Here is a 17,948-nt window from a genome sequence, read left to right as displayed (position 1 = left end):
CTTTCATTCAGCAGGTTGGGGTTTCGGTTGGTTCGGATGGCCCGAGATGTTGCGGGCCGGGCTTGCCGAAGCGGTCTCGCGCCGCTTCAGCTTCTTGATCACGACCGGGCACTTGGTCGTCGACTGGTACAGGACCTGGCAATGCAGGCAATCGATGCATTCGTTCGGGTTGATCTCGCCCGTCGGGTGGATCGACTGGACCGGGCATTCGATGGCGCAGGTCTGACAGGGGTTGCCGCATTCCTTGTAGCGCTTCAGCCAGTCGAACATGCGGATGCGTGCCGGGATCGCCAGAGCTGCGCCCAGCGGGCAGAGATAGCGGCAAAAGAAGCGCTCGACGAACAGCCCCGCCGCCAGCAGCGCCAGCGCATAGGCCACGAAGGGCCAGGCGCGGACGAATTTCAGGATGATGGCGGTCTTGAACGGCTCCACTTCGGCCAGATGTTCGGCCTGTTCGATGCTTGCCAGCGACACACCGAAAAGTCCCAGGAAGATCATGTACTTGATCGGCCACAGCCTTTCATGCAGGCCCCAGGGCAGCGTCCATTGCGGGATGTGCAGCTTGCGGGCGATCTGGTTCGTCAGTTCCTGCAGCGCGCCGAAGGGGCAGAGCCAGCCGCAATAGGCCCCCCTTCCCCAGAAGATCAGCGAGGCCGCCACGCTGAACCACAGGATGAAGGTCAACGGGTCGAGGAGGAACGCCTGCCAGCTGAACCCGCTGACCAGCGCCCCGAACAGCGCCATCAGGTTCACCACCGACAGCTGCGCATTGGCATACCAGCCCAGGAAGACCAGCGTCACTGTCAGGAAGCCCATGCGGAACCAGTAGAAGCGGCGGGCATTGCGGACGGCGAAATGCTGGAAGAAGAAGACCAGCGTCAGCACCGCCAGCATCGCCGCGGTGACCGCGATCTGCGGCCGCTTGTCCGCCCAGATCCGCTTCCACAACGCCTGCTGCGCCGCCGACTCGTCCTCAGCCGCCGCCGCTTCTGCCGGGCCGGTATCCTCGGTGGCAACGGGCACCGCAACCGGGCGCAGGTACTTCTCGGGCAGCTGGTAGCCCAGGTCGAAGGTGGTGAAGAGCTTCTCGATCGGCCCCACCTCGCGATGCACCAGAAGCTGGATTCGGAACGGCTTGGTCGGGTCGAAGCCCACGTCGGCGGGGATCTTGAACAGGTCGGCCTCGGTGAACTCCGGCGCGCCGGGGGTCTGCACCGCAACCACCCGCTTGTGCATCTTGTCGTGGAACCGGACCGAGACATCGTCCTGGATCAGCACGATCCGGTCAAAGATGCCGCCGCGCACATAGCCCGACCCCTTGAAGCTGTAGAGCCCGCGCCCGACGATGACGATGGCATTCTCGCCCGGCTGCAGCCAGGTCTTCAGGTTCGCCGCCTCGCCCTCGCCCAGCACCGCCTTGGCGATGGCCGGTTGCGACACCAGCGCGGCCTGCATCTCGATGAAGGTGGTCTCCGGCGGCTCTTTCAGCGCCTTTTCCGTGGCGCGCGGATCACCCAACGCCGCGAAGGCCGCGTTGACCTGGCCCACGTCCAGCGACAGCCGCCGCAGCGTGCCGTCGCCCTCCAGCGCCATCCAGTCCGAGGCCGCCGTCGCATCGGGGTTCATCTCGAAAGCCGGGCCGGCGCTGGCCGTCTCGGGCGCAAGGCCCCCCAGCCCCATCGCCCGCGCCGCCTTGAGCCCGGCCCGCACGATGGAATCGTCGATCACCATCACCGTGACCGTCGCGCCCGAGATGATGTCGAGGTCATGCGATGTGCCCCCCGATTTCGCCTCGGCCACCAGGTCGACGCCGACATAGCTTTTCGCCAGCGCGTCGATCTTGGCCTGCGGAATCCCGATCAGCACGATGGGCTCGGAATGTTTCAATAGCTTGACGCCGATGATCTTCGCGTCCTTGTCGACCGCGACCATCGTGTGGATGGGCTTGCCGGAATATCCCGTGGTCGACACGAAATCGCTGGTGACGAAGGCCCAGCCGATCGTCTCTCCGCCTTTCAGCACCGGAACCGCAGGCGCATCCTTGCGGACGGGCCCGAACCCTTCGGCCCCCTCGACCAGATCGGACGCGGTGACCTTGGGCAGAAGGGTTTCCAGGACTGATTCTGCAGCGGCCGGAAGGGGCAGCAGCAGGGCAAGTGCCAGAAGTAGTTGAAGAAGAGCTTTCATGGGGCCCCCAAAAGTTGGCCCTTGCTTAGTCCGGCGCTGCGGAGCGGGCCTTGACCTAACTCAAGCTACCGGAAGACACGGCAGGGGCCTGGCCCCAACGCGCCAAATCGGGTTTTGTTCGCGCAGGATAGTCGATTCCCGCTGCGCCCGCGACGGCGGATGCAACAATCACCCTCCGGCCCGGACCTAGGCTGCAACCGAACCGTGCTTGCGCCATTCGGTCGGGGGCCGGTCGAACTTGGCCTTGAACAGCCGCGAGAACTGGGCCTGGTCGCAGAAGCCGAAGCGATAGGCGATCTCGGCCATCGACAGCGCGGGCGACGATCCGATCAGATCCCGCGCCGCGATCAACCGCTCGTCACGGATGAATTGCGACACCGTCTGGTTGGTGTCGCCGAACAGCTCGTGCAGGTAGCGCTTGGAGATTCCGCAGGCGTCGGCGACGAATTCGGGCGACAGCGCGGGATTGGACAGGTGCTTGCGGATCACCTGTTCGGCCCGGCGCAGATGCCCCGAGCGGACGGCGGTGCGGACCTGGCTGTCCTCGCCCGCCGCCTCGTCCAGCACCAGCGCCAGGACCTCAACCATTTGCCGCCCCAGCACCTCGGCGGCGCGACCGGCGGTCAGCGGCAGGGAATGCATCTGCTCCATCATCGAGGTGAAGAGGGACGGCAGCCCCATGCGAGAGTCGATGGTATGGGCGCAGAACCTGTCGGGGTCGCGGACCTTCTCGGCCAGCGATTTCTTGCTGATCTTCAGCACGCTCAGCTCGTTCGGGTCGGCATAGGCAAAGCGATAGGGCTCGTCGCCGCGTTCCAGGATGAAGCCGCCAGGGTCGCAGCGGACCTCGCGTCCCAGTTGCTTGAACTCGACCGGGCTGCGGCGGGGAACCGTGATCAGGTATTCTTCCTCGCGGGTATGCGAAATGTGCGTTGGCCTGCGTTCGTATTGCATCGGCTGCGTGGCAAGGCGCGAAAGCGAGACGCTGCCCATCTCGCGCCGTTCCAGCGTGCCGGTGAAGGAGGCCGCATCGCGGTAGGCAAGCTGCAAGGGAAAATATGTCTCGGCAATCACGCGGTTCCAGTGCGAAGAGCGCTGGCTCGGCATGACCTGGTCGGTGCTGTGAGCAACGAATTCCATGCGCCCTCTCCCCAAAGCGCCGTCCCAGAATCGATAGGCGCGAAACCGCATTGCATCAAGCCCGAATGCTGGGGCGGCACCGGGCCGTGCGCTGAGGTTCAAGGCATTGTGCGCTCAGCGACAAATGCACCCGCCCAGCTGCACGCAGATGCAAAGGATCGTGCCCTGCGCTGCAAGATCGGCCCCCGGATTTCGGCCAGTCTTGCGCAATGAGAGAGGCTGGAAAGCAGCCCGGACGCGACGGGAGGAAAATCAGGACTACCCGCAGCCGTCCGGTGCCGTTTTCCCATCCGGGGAGGAAATGGATGACCAAACGCAATGTGGACCCGATCACGCTGTCGGTGGTGCGGGGCGTGCTGGAGACGACCCAGCGCGAGATGACCCTGACGCTGGAACAGACGGCGCGGTCTTCGGTGTTCAACCTGGCGCATGACTATTCGACGGCGCTGTTCAACCACACGCCCGAGATGATCCTGCAAGGCCAGGACATCCCGATCCACCTCGGCAGCCTGATCCCGGCGATGAAGTCGGTGGCGCGGTTCTTCGAGGGCGACATCCACGAGGGCGACCTGATCCTGCACAACGATCCGGCCTACGGCGGGTCGCATATCATCGACACCTGCATGTACATGCCGGTCTTCTACGAGGGCGAGCTGGCGTTCTGGACGGTCTGCAAGGGCCACCTGACCGATATCGGCGGGCCGGTGCCCGCGGGCTACAACCCGAACGCCACCGAGATCTTCGCCGAAGGCCTGCGCATCCCGCCGGTCAAGCTCTGGGACCGGGGGCGCCCGCGCAAGGACGTGATGAACCTGCTGCTCACCAACATGCGCGCCCGTCGCGACCAAGAGGGCGATTTCAACGCGCTGATCGGGGCCTGCCAGGTCGGTGCGCGCAACCTGGTCAACCTGATGAAGAAATACGGCAAGGAAACGGTGCAGGACTGCATCGCCGAGCTTCTGGACATGGCCGAGGCGCATATGCGCAAGCTGATTTCCGAAGTGCCGGACGGCACCTACACCGGTACCGCCATCCTGGAAGACGCGGGCCACGGCTATGGCGATTTCCAGATCGAGGCCACCGTGACCATCAAGGGCGACGGCTGCCACATCGCCATCTCCTCGCCGCCGCAGATCCCCTATTTCATCAACAGCTACGAAGGGAACAGCCACTCTGGCGTCTACCTGGGCCTGATGATGTTCGCGCAGCTGCCCCCGCCCTACAACGAGGGCCTTTACCGCTGCGTGACCACCGACATGGGGCCGAAGGGCACGCTCTGCAACGCCAAGTCCCCGGCACCGCACATGAACTGCACCACGACCCCGATGGAGACGCTGACCGACGCGGTGCGCCTGGCCTTCGAACAGGCGGCCCCGCACAAGGTTTCGGCCAGCTGGGGCCATGCCAACGGCTGCAACATCGCCGGCTGGGACAAGCGCCACGACGAGGAATATGTGACGATGGTGCTGGCCTCGATCATCTCGGGCGCCGGGGCCACGGCGCAGGCGGATGGCTGGCACGCGGTCGGCCCGGAATGCTGCTTCGGTGCGCTGACCTCGGGTGACATCGAGATGCTGGAACACAGCTATCCGATCATCATCCACCGCTATTCGCTGATGGAGGACTCGGGCGGCGCGGGCCGGAACCGCGGCGGGTCGGGCACCTGCTGGGAGGTGGAACCGCTCGACACCCCGATGACGCTGATCACCTTCGGCGAGGGCCGCCGCATCCCGGCGATGGGTGCGGCAGGGGCCAAATCGACGATGGTGGAGAAAAAGGTCGGTCGCCTGGAACTCACCCGGAATGGTGCGACCACCATCATCACCGACAACGTGATCGAGACCATCCAGCCCGGCGAGCGCGCGGCCAACAAGAACCCCGGCGGCGGCGGCTATGGCAACCCGTTTGAACGCGAGGTGCAGAAGGTGGTGGAAGATGTCCGCAACGGCCTGGTCAGCCTCGACGGCGCCCGGCTGGACTACGGCGTCGTCATCACCGACCGCGACAGCCTGACCGTCGATCACGAGGCCACGCGCCGCCTCCGCGCAGCCTGATCCCCTTCATCTTTGCCAAAATATCCCCGGGGGTCGGGGGGCAGGCGGCCCCCCGTGCGACCTCGGCCACCCGAAAGGACCCATCCCATGCAGAACCAGTATCGCCTTGGCATCGACGCGGGCGGCACCTTCACCGACTTCATCCTGGCCGACCGCAAGGGGGGCGTGCGCATCTTCAAGGCACTGTCCACCCCGAACGACCCGACCGCCGCGATCCGCAACGGCCTTCGGCTGATCCAGGAGGAAACCGGCCTGTCGCCCGAGGAGATCGTCTCGAATGCCGATCTCTGCATCAACGGCACCACGGTCGGGCTGAACGCGCTGATCACCCACAATGGTGCGAAGACCGGGCTGATCGCCACGGCGGGCCATGAAGACAGCATCGAGATCCGCCTTGGGCACAAGGAAGACGGCTACCGCTACGACCCGGAGTATCCGCCCGCGACCATGCTGGTGCCGCGTTACCTGCGGCGCGGCGTGGCGGAACGCGTGCTGTCGAATGGCAGGGTCCATACCCCCCTGAACGAAGACCAGGTCCGCGACGCCTGCCGCCACTTCCTGCGCGAAGGGGTGGAATCGGTCGCCATCAGCTTCGTCTGGTCGGTCCTGCACCCCGACCACGAAGCCCGCGCGGCCGGGATCGTGCGCGAGATGATGCCGCATGTCCGCCTGACCGTCGGCAGCCAGCTCTACCCGCAGGTGCGCGAATACACCCGCACCTCGACCGCCATCGTCAACGCCTACCTCGCCCCGATCCTGCAACGCTATGTCGAGGCGGTGGACGCCTATTTCCAGTCGCTCGGCGCGCGGCACCCGGTGCGCTACTTCCAGTCGAACGGCGGGCTGGCGCTGGGGCATGTCGTCAGCGACCAGTCGGTCTATGCCATCAACTCCGGCCCCGCCTCGGCCCCGCAGGCCGCGCTCTGGCTGGGCGAGCCCTGGGGGACGAAGGACATCATCACCGTCGACATGGGCGGCACCTCTTTCGACATCACCCTGACCCGCGACGGGCGGGCGAACGTGTCGAAGAACATCGACTTCCTGCGCTACCGGATCGGCATCCCGATGATCCAGGTCGAGACGCTTGGCGCGGGCGGCGGCTCAATCGGCTGGATCGACAGCATGGGTCTGATGCAGATGGGACCCCAATCGGCAGGGTCAGAACCCGGTCCCGCCTGCTATGACCAGGGCGGCGAGAAGCCGACCACGACCGACGCCAACCTGGTGCTGGGCTACCTGAACCCCGATGGCCTGGTCGGCGGCCGCCTGCCGCTGAACGTCGCCAAGGCCCGCCGCGCGATCAAGACCCATCTGGCCGACCCGCTGGGGATCAGCGTGGAAAAGGCGGCCTATGGCATGTTCACCATCGTCAACAACAACATGGTCAACGCCATCCGCCGCGTCTCGGTCGAACGCGGCTACGACCCGCGCGACTTCGTGCTGAACTGCGCGGGCGGGGCGACGGCGGCGCATATCACGGCGCTCGCCCGCGAGATGGGCATCCGCAAGGTGCTGATCTCCAAGCTCGCCTCGGGGCTTTGCGCCTTCGGCCAGATCCTGTCGGACGTGAAGTACAACTACATGGCCCCCGTCGCCGCCCGTCTGGAAGGCGCCGAGGCAGCGGGCCGCCTGAACCGGCTGTTCGGCGAGCTGGAAGGCCGGGGTCGCAACGACCTGATGGCCGATGGCTTCACCGAAGAGCGTATCGGCATCCGCCGCAGCCTCGACATGCGCTATGTCGGGCAGGTGCATGAATGCACGGTGGACATCGACCCGTTCGAGATCACCGAAGCCGCGCTGGAACGGCTGAAGGCCGCTTTCCACGCCCGCCACGAGGAGCTGTACACCTATTCCGAACCGCACAGCGCCGTTGAAGTCGTCAACGTCGAAAGCGCCATCACCGGCGCGGTGGACAAGCCTGCGCGCATGACCTCAGCCCCCGGCAAGGGCGCGCATTCCGCGCTGAAAGGCACGCGCGAGATGATCTTCACTGCCGACGGCATCCCGCACGAGACGCCGGTCTACGAGGGCGCACAGCTTGGGGCGGGCGACCGGATCACCGGCCCTGCGGTGATCCAGGAAGTCACCACGACCATCGTGATCGAACCCGGCTGGATGGCGGAACTCGACGCCTCGGCGGTCTATGTCGTGACGGCAGCCACCGACACCGCCCAGCCGCAGCGCACCGCCCGCACGGTCGAGGTGGCCTGAGATGGCGCTGGCGCTGGTTGAGGTGGGGGTCGCCTTCGGCGGCTTCCGCGCGCTGACCGATGTCTCGCTGTCGGTGGCGCCGGGGCAGATCGTCGGGCTGATCGGCCCGAACGGGGCGGGCAAGACCACCTGCGTCAATGTCCTGACCGGGTTCCAGCGCCCGACGGCCGGGCGGGTGGCGCTGGAGGGGCGGGACGTCTCGGCCCTGCCCGCCCACCGCATGCGCCGGGCCGGGGTGGCGCGGACCTTCCAGGCCGGGCGGCTGTTCGGGGGCCTCGACGTGCTGGACAACCTGACCTGCACCGGCGTCGGTCTTGGCCTCGGCCGGTCCGAGGCCGAACACCAGGCCAGCGAGCTTCTGCGCTGGATGGGGATCGCTGCGCTGGAAAGCCGCCCTGCCGCGGGCCTGCCCTATACCGACGAACGCCGCGTCGCCATCGCCCGTGCGCTGATGGGGGCACCCGCCTATCTGTTGCTCGACGAACCCGCCGCCGGGATGTCGGAACCCGAGGCCACCGACCTTGCCGCCCTGATCCGCCGCATCGCCTCTGAGCGCGGCACCGGCTGCCTGCTCATCGAACACAACGTCGGCCTCGTCCTGTCGGTCTGTTCCGATGTCGTGGTGCTGGACGGCGGCAAGATCATCGAGCGCGGCGACCGGGCGGCGATCCTCGGCTCCACCGCGGTGCGCGAAGCCTATCTCGGCGCCCATGCGGAGGCCGCGTGATGGCGAAGCTCGGCGTCTTCGACCTTGCAGTGCGCTACGGCAAGCTGACGGCCATCTCCGACCTGTCCTTCACCGTGTCCGAGGGCGAGCGGGTCTTCGTCTCCGGCCCGAACGGGGCGGGGAAATCCTCGCTTCTCTCCGCCATCGCCGGGTCCGTCCGTGCCGCACATGGCCGGATCGAGATGGATGGCGCGATCCTCTCCGGCCTCGGCCCCGAAGCCATCGCCCGGCGCGGGCTGTCGATGGTGCCGGAAGGGCGGCGGATCTTTCCCAGCCTGAGCGTGCAGGAGAACCTGATGGTCGGCACCGGGATGCGGCGTGACCGCAGCGCGGTGGCCGATGACCTGGAGACCGTCTTCACCGCCTTCCCGATCCTGCGCGACCGTGCGCACTCCGGTGCCGGGGCGCTGTCGGGCGGGCAACAGCAGATGCTGGCCATCGCCCGCGCCCTGATGACCAACCCCAAGGTGATGCTGGTCGACGAACCCTCGCTCGGCCTCGCCCCCAAGGTGGTGGACGAAGTCTATGACCGGCTCTGCCAGCTTCAGGCCCTGCGCGGGCTGACGCTGGTGATCGTCGAGCAATCCTCGGCCCGGGCGGCGCGCGTGGGCGGGCGGATGCTCCTGATGCGCGGCGGAAAGATCGTGGCCGATGGCGATGCCACCGACTTTGCCGCGAAGGACCTTCTGACCGAAGCCTATTTCGGAGGTGCGGCATGAGCCTGCAACTCTTGTTCGACGCCCTTGCGCTTGGCGGGATCTATGCCATCGCCGCCCTGGGGATCGCGCTGATCTTCGGGGTCATGCGACTGGTCAACTTCGCCCACGGCCAGTTCATCGCCTGCGCGGTCTTCGCGCTGATCCTGCCCTCGACCGACGCGATGGCGGTGCTGGGTCTGGGCCGCCTGCCCGCGCCGGTCCTGATCCCCGTGATGCTGGCCTTCGGCGCCGGGCTTGCCGTCCTGGCCGAGGCGCTGGTGTTCCGCCCGATGCGCAATGCCTCGCCCGTGGCCTTGATGGTCGGCAGCTTCGCCCTGGGCGTGGCGCTGCAAAACCTGCTCCTGGTGCTCTATGGCGGCAGGCCCAAGGCGGTCAGCCTCTGGGCCGAACTGGGCCAGCCGGTGCAGATCGGCAGCGCGTCGGTGCCCCTGTTGCAACTGATCGTCATTGCGACGGTGATCGTGATCCTCGCGGGCCTCGCGCTCATGCTGCGCAAGACCCGGATCGGGCTCGAAATGCGCGCGGCGGCCGAGGATTTCACGATGGCCCGGATGCTGGGCGTGCGGTCGAACCGGGTGATCTCGGGCGCCTTCGCGCTGTCCGGTGCGCTGGCTGCTGTGGTGGCGCTGGTGCTGGTCGCGCAGACCGGCGTGGCCGATGTGCGGATGGGCGGCCAGATCATGCTGGTGGCCTTCATCGCCACCGTGGTCGGCGGCATGGGTAGCCTGTCGGGGGCGGTCGCTGCCGGTCTTGCCATCGGCGCGGCCTCCGCCCTGCTTCAGGCCGGCCTGCCCGCCGAGGCGCGACCCTTCCGTGACGCCTTCCTCTACGGCGGCGTCATCCTTGTCCTCCTGTTCCGGCCGCAGGGCCTTTTCGCCCCCGTGGGCAGCAAGCCGAGGGTCTGAGCATGGCCAGTCCGCACATGATCCGCCGCCGCATGGCCGCCACGACGCCGCTGGTGCTGGCGCTTCTCCTGCTGGCCTTCGTGCTGGTGGCGCTTTCGCTGGGTGACCGCGCCATCGCCCGCATGGCCGCCGAGACGCTGATCCGCGTCACGCTGGTGGTGGGGTTCTGGATCTTCGTCGGCAATTCCGGGGTGGTCAGCTTCGGCCACGCCGCCTTTGCCTGCATCGGCGCCTATGTCTCGGCCTGGGCGACATTGAAGCCCGAGATGAAGGCCACCCTCTTGCCCGGCCTCCCCGACGCCATCACCGCCGCACACTGGCACGTCCTGCCCGCAGCGGTTGCAGGCGGGATCGTTGCTGCGCTGGTCGCGCTGCTGACCGGGGCTGCCATTCTGCGCCTGTCCGGGATCGCCGCCTCGATCGCGACCTTCGCCTTCCTGGCGATGGTCAACACGATCTGGGCGAACTGGACGCCTGTCACCGGCGGCACCTCCTCGGTCGTGGGGCTTGACCGCTATGTCACCCCCTGGGTCGCGCTGGCCTGGGCCGTGGCCGCCATCCTGATCGCCGCGCTCCATGCCGCTTCGGCCTCGGGCCTTGCCCTGCGGGCCACGCGCGAGGACGAGGTCGCCGCCGCCGCCTCGGGCATCGACCGCTACCGCCACCGGCTGCTGGCCTACACGCTCTCGGCCTTCTTCTGCGGCGCAGGCGGCGCACTGATGGGGCATTTCATCGGCGTCATCAATCCCGACGGCTTCTACCTGAGCCTGACCTTCCTGCTGCTCGCCATGCTGGTGCTCGGCGGCGTCGGCTCCTTGTCCGGGGCGGTGGTGGGGGTGCTGGCGCTTTCCATCGCGGTCGAGGGGCTGGTTCGGCTGGAAAAGGGCGTGTCGTTTGGCGCCGTGACCTTTTCCCTGCCCCCCGGCAGCCAGGAGATCATCCTCGCCATCGCCATGATCCTGATCCTGATCTTCCGTCCCGCAGGCCTGATGGCCGGGCGCGAGGTGATGTTGCCCGCCCGCTGGGTCGCGCGGCCGGACGCAACGAACAGAGAACCGACCCAACCCACAGGAGAGACCCCATGAAAAGACTTGCCTTTCCCCTTCTGGCGCTGGCGGCGCTGGCCGTCCCGGCTGCCGCCGAAGACGACCTGACCATCGGCTTCGCCATAGCGAAATCCGGCTGGATGGAGGCCTACGACACCCCCGCCGCCACCGCCGCGATGATCCGCATCGACGAGATCAACGCCGCCGGGGGCCTTCTCGGCCGCCAGATCAAGGTGGTCGAGGCCGACACCCGCACCGACCGCGCCGAAAGCGCCAAGGCGGGCCTCGACGTGCTGGACCAGGGCGCCGAGATGATGGTCGTGTCCTGCGACTACGACTTCGGCGCCCCCGCCGCGCTGGTCGCGGAGGGCGAGGGGATGAACAGCTTCTTTCTCTGCGCCGAGGACGTGAAGGCCGGGATCCAGGGCGTCGGGCCGAATAGCTTCTCGTCCTCCGTCCTTGCCCCGGTCCAGGGTGCCACGATGGCCGAATGGGCCCATGCCAAGCGCGAGGCCCGCACCGCCTATGTGCTGGAAGACACCTTCATCGAATACAACAAGGGCATCTGCACCGGCTTCAACTGGATGTTCCCGCAGCTGGAAGGCGCCCAGATCGTCGGCAGCGACACGTTCAAGAACGACGATGCCTCGATCGCCAGCCAGATCACCCGGATCAAGGACCTGCCGGAACAACCCGACGTGATCATGCTCTGCTCGGTCATGCCGGGGGCTGCTGCGGCGGTGCGCCAGTTGCGGGCGGCCGGGATCAACTCCTTGATCCTGAACGGATCGGCGGTGGACGGCTCCTATTGGCTGGACGCGACCCCGGACCTGTCTGGCTTCGTCGTCCCTGTCCAGGGCTCGATCTACGGCGACGATCCGCGCCCGGAAGTCGAGGCCTTCAACAAGGCCTATGAGGCCAAGACCGGTGCCCGTCCGGCCAGCCAGTATGCCTATCCGGGCTATGTGCTGATCGACCTCTGGGCCAAGGCGGTCGAGCGGGCCGGAACGGTCGATGGCGCGGCGGTCACGGCGGAACTGGAAAAGATGCGCGACGAACCGACGGCCTTCGGCCCCCGCAGCTTCACCCCCGAACTGCACCACCAGAACACCGCGCTGATGCAGATCATCGAGATCACGGGCGGCAAGCCCGCCCGCGTCGACGAATGGCGCATCTCGGAGCCGGTGCCGCTGGACGTGCTGATGAAGAAATGATGTCGCGGGGCGCGGGGTCGACCCGCGCCCCCTACAGATACGGCGGCGTGCAGGCCGAGACCACCACCGCCTCGCGGTCCGAGATGTTGCGGAACCGATGCGGCTGGGTCGAATCGAACAGGTAGCTGTCCCCCGCCTTCAAGACTGCGCTCTGCTCGCCCACTGTCACCTCGATCTCGCCCGCGATGACGATCCCTCCCTCGTGCGAGACATGTTCCAGCATCTGCGCGCCGGTATCCGCGCCCGGCTCATAGCGTTCGTGCAGGATTTGCAGGTTGTGCGCCTTGGCATCGCCGACCTGCTGCAGGGTGATCTTGCCGCGCGGATCGTCCAGCGTCGAATAAAGCCGTGTCGTCAGGTCGCGCAAGTCCTGCGGTTTGAAGAAGACCGACTGGCTGACCGGGGCGTCGGGCTCGAAGAATTCCGACATGGTCACCGAAAGCCCGCCCAGGATCTTGCGCAGGGATGCGACCGAGGGGCTGGAACGGTTGGTCTCGATCATCGAGATCTGGCCATGCGGCACCCCCGATGCCTCGGCCAGCTGCCGCTGCGACAGGCCTGCGGTCTGCCGCATCTGCCGCAACCTGTCTCCGACGCTGAAATCTCTCATGCCCGCCATCCTGTCCTGTCGGCGACCATAAGCCTTGGGTGGGCAGCGCACAATCTTTTGTCTTCCGGTGCGCAGGATCATAAATCTATTTGCGCAAAATATTGAGCGATGCTAGCGAAACACCATCTCAGATCAGGAGCCGAGTCATGAGCGCCACCGCCCAGCTTTCCGCCCGCAAGTCCGCCGCCGTTGCCCGTGGCGTCGCCACCCGCAGCATCTACGCCACCCGCGCGGAAAACGCCGAGCTTTGGGACGCCGAGGGCCGCCGCTTCCTGGATTTCGCCGCCGGCATCGCGGTGAACAACACCGGCCACCGCCATCCCCGCGTGATGGCGGCGGTGGCGGACCAGGCGCAGGCCTTCACCCACACCTGCTTCCACGTCGCCCCCTATGAGGGCTACATCGCGCTTGCCGAACGGTTGAACGCCGCCACTCCCGGCGATTTTGCCAAGAAAACCATGCTGGTAACGACGGGCGCCGAGGCGGTGGAGAATGCGATAAAGATGGCCCGCGCCCATACCGGGCGGTCCGGTGTCATCTCGTTCTCCGGCGCGTTCCACGGGCGCACGCTCCTGGGCATGGCGCTGACAGGCAAGGTCGCGCCCTACAAGAAGGGCTTCGGTGCCATGCCGCCCGAAATCGTCCATGCGCCCTTCCCGAACGCCTTCCACGGCGTGACCGAGGCCGAGGCGCTGGCCCAGCTCGACCGGCTCTTCGCGTCCTCCGTCGACCCCGAACGCATAGCCGCGATCATCATCGAGCCGGTGCAGGGCGAAGGCGGTTTCAATATTGCCCCGTTCGGTTTCCTGCGCGCCCTGCGCGCGATTTGCGACCGGCACGGCATCGTCCTGATCGCCGATGAGGTGCAGGCAGGCATGGCGCGCACCGGGCGGATGTTCGGCTTCGACCATTCCGGCGTGGCCCCGGACCTTGTCACGATGGCCAAGGGCCTTGCCGGGGGCTTCCCGCTCTCCGCCGTCACCGGGCGGGCCGAGATCGTCGATGCCCCGAACCCCGGCGGCGTCGGCGGCACCTATGCCGGCAACCCGCTGGCGGTGGCGGCTTCCCATGCCGTGCTGGACGTGATCGCCGACGAAGACCTCTGCACAAGGGCCGAGGCCATCGGCGAGGTCATCCGCGCCCGCCTGCACCAGATCGCGGCGCGGCAGGGTATGGAATGCATCGGCGACGTGCGCGGCCTTGGGGCGATGAACGCGCTGGAACTTGTTGCCGACCGCACCACCAATGCCCCCGACGCCGCCCTGACCGCCGCCGTCGTGGCCGAGGCCGAGGCGCGCGGCCTGATCCTGTTGTCCTGCGGCACCCGCTACAACGTGATCCGCCTTCTGCCGCCGCTGACCATCCCGATGGCGCAGCTGGACGAGGCGCTCGACATCCTGGAAGCCGCTCTGGAAGCGGCGGTGATGAAACTGGCCGCCTGATCCCCTTCCGATCGCCTGCAACGCACTCCTGCCCGCCAATCCCGGGCAGGGGGCAATCCCGTGCTGACCAAAAGGACCGCCGCCATGTCCGACGCGCATCTGAACCTGATCGACGGCACCTGGATGCCGGGCGATCACCTGACCGAAATCCGCAACCCTTCTGACCTCTCGGACCTTGTTGGCCACTACGCCGCCGCCACCGCCGGGGATGTGGACCGCGCCGTGCAGGCCGCGCGTGCCGCTCTGCCAGCCTGGCAGGCAAAGGGGCCGCTCGCGCGCGCCGACCTTCTGGACCGCGTCGCCCGTCGCATCGAGGCCGAAGCCGAGGAGATCGGTCGCATGCTGGCGCGCGAGGAGGGCAAGATCCTGAGCGAGGCCATCGCCGAAACCCGCCGCGCCGCGCAGATCTTCCGCTTCTTCGGCGGCGAGGCGCTGCGCATCCCGGGCGAGGCGCTGGCCTCGGTCCGCCCCGGCGTCGACATCGAAGTGACGCGCGAGCCGATCGGCGTCATCGGCCTGATTACCCCCTGGAACTTCCCCGCCGCGATCCCGGCCTGGAAACTGGCCCCGGCGCTGGCCTTCGGCAATGCCGTCCTGCTGAAACCTGCGGAAATGGTCCCCGGCACCGCACATCTGCTGGCCCGCATCATTCATGAAGAAGGCTGCCCGCCCGGCATCTTCAACCTGGTCATGGGGCCGGGCTCGGTGGTCGGGCGCGCGATGGTGGCCCATTCCGACATTGCGGCGATCTCCTTCACCGGCTCGGCCCAGACCGGCCGCATGATCGCCCGCGCCGGGGCCGAAGGCATGAAGAAGCTGCAATTGGAAATGGGCGGCAAGAACCCGATGCTGGTGATGGACGATGCCGACCTGGACCTCGCCGTCGCCGCCTGCCTGAACGGGGCCTTCTTCTCGACCGGCCAGCGCTGCACCGCCTCGTCGCGGCTGATCGTGCAGGCGGGCATCCACGACGCCTTCGTCGCTCGGCTGAGTGCCGAAATGCAGGCGCTGCGCGTGGGCCCCGCGCTCGACCCCGCCAGCCAGATCGGCCCGGTCGTTTCGGCGGCACAGCTTCAGTCCAACCTCGACTACGTCGCCCTTGCGCGCACCGAGGGCTGCGAGGTGATTGGCGGCGAGAGGGTGGACGGGCCGACCGACGGCTACTTCCAGCGCCCGGCCCTGTTCCTGAACGCGCGCAACGCCATGCGCGTGGCGCGCGAGGAAATCTTCGGCCCCTGCGCCGCCGTGATCCGGGTCGGGGACTTCGACGAGGCGCTGGCTCAAGCCAATGACAGCGACTACGGGCTGTCGGCGGGCATCTGTACCGGGTCTCTGAAACAGGCCCGCGCCTTCCGCCACGGCGCGCGCGCGGGCATGGTCATGGTCAATCTGCCCACGGCCGGCGTGGATTTCCACGTCCCCTTCGGCGGGACGAAGGGCAGCTCGCACGGGTCCCGCGAACAGGGCCGCCAGGCGGTGGAGTTCTACACCACCACCCGCACCGCCTACAGTTTCGGGGGCTAGGCATGTCCCGTTCGCTGATCCTGACGATCAATCCCGGCACCACCACCTCGCGGCTCGGCCTGTTCCTGCCCGAGGCCGGTGGCGTCCGCCCGGTGCTGGACGAAACCATCGACCATGACGAGGCGGCTATGGCCCGCTTCGACAGCATCGCCGCGCAACTGCCCTTCCGCGCGGCGGCTGTGCAGGCATTTCTCGACGCCATACCGGGTGGTGTGCGCCTTGCGGCCGTGGCCGGACGCGGCGGCATGCTCTCGCCCGTGCCCGCCGGGGTGATCGCGGTGAATGAAGCACTGGTCGATTTCGCCCTGCACCGCCCGGTGCATCACCATGCCTCGAACCTCGGCGCCCCGCTGGCGCTTCGGATTGCCAAGGCCGCAGGTTGTCCCGCCTTCGTCGTCGATCCGGTGTCGGTCGACGAGCTGCCCCCGGTCGCCCGCATCTCGGGCTGCCCCGACATCCCGCGCTTTTCCTTTGTCCACGCCCTGAACATCCGCGCCTGCGGGAGGAAGCTGGCGGCGCAGTTGGGCAAGCCGTTCGAAGACCTTGACGCCGTGGTCGCCCACTTGGGCGCGGGGATTTCCGTGGCCGCGATCCGCGACGGCCGCATCGTCGACAGCACCAACCGGATGGAGGCCTCGCCCTTCTCGCCCGAACGCGCCGGGGGCCTGCCGCCGATGCCGCTGATCGACCTGTGCTATTCGGGTCGCTTCAGCAAAGACGAGCTGAAACGGCGACTCTACGGGCAGGGCGGGGTCTTCGCCTATCTCGGCACCAAGGACATGCGCCGGGTCGAGACGATGATCGACGGCGGCGGCGACAAGGCTCGTCTGGTCTGGGAGGCGATGGTCTACCAGGTGGCCAAGGCCATCGGCAGCATGGCCGCCGTCCTGGACTTCCGCCCCGACGCCATCGTGCTGACCGGCGGCATGGTCCACTCGCCGCGCCTGAGCAAGGCGCTGACAGACCGCATCGGCAGCTTCGCCCCGGTCACCTGCTTCCCTGGCAGCCATGAAAGCGAGGCCCTTGCCGCCGGGGCCGCCCGCGTTCTTGCCGGGGTCGAAAGCGCGCGGCGCTGGCCCGTCACGCCCGAGGTGGAGCCGATGCCGTGGTGATCCGCAACTTCTCCGATCTCGAAATCTCCGCGAAGAGCCGCCCGCCACTCTGCCCCGCCGTGGCAGGAGCCGAAGACACGGCCACGCTGGAAGCGCTGTCGGCGGCGCTGGCCGAAGGGTTGATCTGCGGAGCCATCCTTGCGGGCGATGCCGCCCGGATCGCTGCGCTGCTTCCCCCTGCGCTCGCCCCGCATGTCCAGATCCGCCCCGCCGCCAGCGCCGCCGAAGCCGCCGTGCTGGCCGTCGCTGCGATCCATGCGGCCGAGGCCGACGTACTGGTCAAGGGCAACGTCGACAGCGCCGCTTACTTGCGCGCCGTGGTCGCCCGCGACAGCGGACTGCGCGCCTCGCCGGTGCTGTCCAACCTGACGCTGGCCGAAATGCCCTCGGCCCCGCGCCTGATCGGGGCGACGGACAACGGCATTCTCGTCCTGCCGACGCTGGAGCAGAAGCGCGCGATCCTGCTGAACGCCCTGCCGCTGTTCCGGGGCCTGGGTGTGGCGCCGCTGCGTGTTGCGGCCATCGCCGCCTCCGAAAAGGTGCATCCCGCCCAGCCCGCGACGGTCGACGCCGCCGCCTTGCGCGATGAATGGGCGGCGGGGGACGGGTCCGTGCTGGTCGACGGTCCCTTCGGCTATGACGTGGCCCTGTCCCCAGCCGCGGCGGCAAAGAAGGGTTTCGCCGCGTCGCCGGTGGCGGGACGGGCCGACCTGGTCCTCTTCCCCTCGATCGAGGCCGGGAACGCGACGGTCAAGGCCTGGAAGCTCCACGGCCAGGCCCGCACGGCAAGCATCGTGCTGGGTGCGCGGGTGCCGGTCCTGCTGAATTCGCGCGCCGACGGGGTGGAGCAGCGGCGTCTCGGGCTTCTTCTCGCCGCAGTGGTCCGGGCGGGGCAGGACACCAACCAGACAACAACCGGAGAACAGACATGCAGCACCTGAACGAACCCAGTTTCCGCGAGTCTGTTGACCTGATGTTCAACCGCGCGTCGAAGCTGATGGATCTGAGCCCGGGTCTGGAGCAGAAGATCCGGGTGTGCAACTCGACCTACACGGTG

14 protein-coding genes are annotated in these 17,948 nt (G+C 67.6%); 11 read left to right on the top strand and 3 right to left on the bottom strand.

The window, feature by feature from the left end:
- Nucleotides 1-3 precede the first annotated feature (3 nt).
- Nucleotides 4-2,187, bottom strand: coding sequence for a 4Fe-4S binding protein (locus ACE3P6_RS09950; protein ID WP_374394382.1), 2,184 nt, complete (start codon nt 2,185-2,187; stop codon nt 4-6).
- 186 nt (nt 2,188-2,373) lie between these two features.
- Nucleotides 2,374-3,327 (bottom strand): helix-turn-helix domain-containing protein, encoded by a 954-nt coding sequence (locus ACE3P6_RS09945; protein ID WP_374394379.1) that lies wholly within the window; start codon nt 3,325-3,327, stop codon nt 2,374-2,376.
- 305 nt (nt 3,328-3,632) lie between these two features.
- Here ACE3P6_RS09945 and ACE3P6_RS09940 point away from each other — a divergent pair, with 305 nt between their 5' ends.
- From ACE3P6_RS09940 to ACE3P6_RS09910, 7 genes are all read left to right on the top strand, one after another.
- Nucleotides 3,633-5,381 carry a hydantoinase B/oxoprolinase family protein gene (locus tag ACE3P6_RS09940; protein ID WP_374394377.1) on the top strand — a complete coding sequence of 583 codons (1,749 nt, stop codon included), beginning with the start codon at nt 3,633-3,635 and terminating at the stop codon, nt 5,379-5,381.
- An 87-nt stretch (nt 5,382-5,468) separates the two neighbouring features.
- Nucleotides 5,469-7,592: a hydantoinase/oxoprolinase family protein gene (locus tag ACE3P6_RS09935; RefSeq protein ID WP_374394374.1), complete on the top strand. Its 2,124-nt coding sequence runs from the start codon at nt 5,469-5,471 to the stop codon at nt 7,590-7,592.
- Between the two features lies 1 nt (nt 7,593).
- Entirely contained in the window at nt 7,594-8,319 is a 726-nt protein-coding gene (locus tag ACE3P6_RS09930) for an ABC transporter ATP-binding protein (RefSeq protein ID WP_374394371.1), read from the top strand.
- On the top strand, nt 8,319-9,038 hold the full coding sequence (locus tag ACE3P6_RS09925) for an ABC transporter ATP-binding protein (protein ID WP_374394369.1): 720 nt from the start codon (nt 8,319-8,321) through the stop codon (nt 9,036-9,038). The genes ACE3P6_RS09930 and ACE3P6_RS09925 overlap by 1 nt, the downstream gene beginning before the upstream one ends.
- Nucleotides 9,035-9,943: a branched-chain amino acid ABC transporter permease gene (locus ACE3P6_RS09920; protein ID WP_374394367.1), complete on the top strand. Its 909-nt coding sequence runs from the start codon at nt 9,035-9,037 to the stop codon at nt 9,941-9,943. Before ACE3P6_RS09925 ends, ACE3P6_RS09920 begins: the two co-directional genes overlap by 4 nt.
- A gap of 2 nt (nt 9,944-9,945) precedes the next feature.
- On the top strand, nt 9,946-11,028 hold the full coding sequence (locus tag ACE3P6_RS09915) for a branched-chain amino acid ABC transporter permease (protein WP_374394365.1): 1,083 nt from the start codon (nt 9,946-9,948) through the stop codon (nt 11,026-11,028).
- Complete coding sequence (locus ACE3P6_RS09910) at nt 11,025-12,203, top strand: ABC transporter substrate-binding protein (protein ID WP_374394362.1); 1,179 nt, start codon at nt 11,025-11,027, stop codon at nt 12,201-12,203. The genes ACE3P6_RS09915 and ACE3P6_RS09910 overlap by 4 nt, the downstream gene beginning before the upstream one ends.
- A gap of 31 nt (nt 12,204-12,234) precedes the next feature.
- On the opposite strand, the gene ACE3P6_RS09905 is transcribed toward ACE3P6_RS09910, so the two are convergent.
- Entirely contained in the window at nt 12,235-12,813 is a 579-nt protein-coding gene (locus ACE3P6_RS09905; protein WP_374394359.1) for a cupin domain-containing protein, read from the bottom strand.
- Between the two features lie 146 nt (nt 12,814-12,959).
- Here ACE3P6_RS09905 and gabT point away from each other — a divergent pair, with 146 nt between their 5' ends.
- The 4 genes from gabT (at nt 12,960) to ACE3P6_RS09885 (ending at nt 17,832) form a co-directional block, all read left to right on the top strand.
- Nucleotides 12,960-14,255 (top strand): 4-aminobutyrate--2-oxoglutarate transaminase, encoded by a 1,296-nt coding sequence (gene gabT, locus ACE3P6_RS09900; RefSeq protein ID WP_374394356.1) that lies wholly within the window; start codon nt 12,960-12,962, stop codon nt 14,253-14,255.
- A gap of 84 nt (nt 14,256-14,339) precedes the next feature.
- Nucleotides 14,340-15,779: an aldehyde dehydrogenase family protein gene (locus ACE3P6_RS09895; protein WP_374394354.1), complete on the top strand. Its 1,440-nt coding sequence runs from the start codon at nt 14,340-14,342 to the stop codon at nt 15,777-15,779.
- A 2-nt stretch (nt 15,780-15,781) separates the two neighbouring features.
- On the top strand, nt 15,782-16,891 hold the full coding sequence (buk, locus tag ACE3P6_RS09890; RefSeq protein ID WP_374394351.1) for a butyrate kinase: 1,110 nt from the start codon (nt 15,782-15,784) through the stop codon (nt 16,889-16,891).
- Between the two features lie 59 nt (nt 16,892-16,950).
- Entirely contained in the window at nt 16,951-17,832 is an 882-nt protein-coding gene (locus ACE3P6_RS09885) for a phosphate acyltransferase (protein ID WP_374394349.1), read from the top strand.
- Nucleotides 17,833-17,948 lie beyond the last annotated feature (116 nt).

The sequence above is a fragment of the Tabrizicola sp. genome (genome assembly GCF_041911175.1).
Classification (GTDB): domain Bacteria; phylum Pseudomonadota; class Alphaproteobacteria; order Rhodobacterales; family Rhodobacteraceae; genus Tabrizicola.
The sequence above is the reverse complement of the archived record's forward strand: the minus strand, read 5'-3'. Positions and strand labels throughout refer to the sequence as shown.

Excerpts from the sequence above, each read along its gene's own strand:
- ACE3P6_RS09950 (WP_374394382.1), bottom strand. The coding sequence starts at position 2,187 with ATGAAAGCTCTTCTTCAACTACTTCTGGCACTTGCCCTGCTGCTGCCC.
- ACE3P6_RS09945 (WP_374394379.1), bottom strand. The coding sequence starts at position 3,327 with ATGGAATTCGTTGCTCACAGCACCGACCAGGTCATGCCGAGCCAGCGC.
- ACE3P6_RS09940 (WP_374394377.1), top strand. The coding sequence starts at position 3,633 with ATGACCAAACGCAATGTGGACCCGATCACGCTGTCGGTGGTGCGGGGC.
- ACE3P6_RS09935 (WP_374394374.1), top strand. The coding sequence starts at position 5,469 with ATGCAGAACCAGTATCGCCTTGGCATCGACGCGGGCGGCACCTTCACC.
- ACE3P6_RS09930 (WP_374394371.1), top strand. The coding sequence starts at position 7,594 with ATGGCGCTGGCGCTGGTTGAGGTGGGGGTCGCCTTCGGCGGCTTCCGC.
- ACE3P6_RS09925 (WP_374394369.1), top strand. The coding sequence starts at position 8,319 with ATGGCGAAGCTCGGCGTCTTCGACCTTGCAGTGCGCTACGGCAAGCTG.
- ACE3P6_RS09920 (WP_374394367.1), top strand. The coding sequence starts at position 9,035 with ATGAGCCTGCAACTCTTGTTCGACGCCCTTGCGCTTGGCGGGATCTAT.
- ACE3P6_RS09915 (WP_374394365.1), top strand. The coding sequence starts at position 9,946 with ATGGCCAGTCCGCACATGATCCGCCGCCGCATGGCCGCCACGACGCCG.
- ACE3P6_RS09910 (WP_374394362.1), top strand. The coding sequence starts at position 11,025 with ATGAAAAGACTTGCCTTTCCCCTTCTGGCGCTGGCGGCGCTGGCCGTC.
- ACE3P6_RS09905 (WP_374394359.1), bottom strand. The coding sequence starts at position 12,813 with ATGAGAGATTTCAGCGTCGGAGACAGGTTGCGGCAGATGCGGCAGACC.
- gabT (WP_374394356.1), top strand. The coding sequence starts at position 12,960 with ATGAGCGCCACCGCCCAGCTTTCCGCCCGCAAGTCCGCCGCCGTTGCC.
- ACE3P6_RS09895 (WP_374394354.1), top strand. The coding sequence starts at position 14,340 with ATGTCCGACGCGCATCTGAACCTGATCGACGGCACCTGGATGCCGGGC.
- buk (WP_374394351.1), top strand. The coding sequence starts at position 15,782 with ATGTCCCGTTCGCTGATCCTGACGATCAATCCCGGCACCACCACCTCG.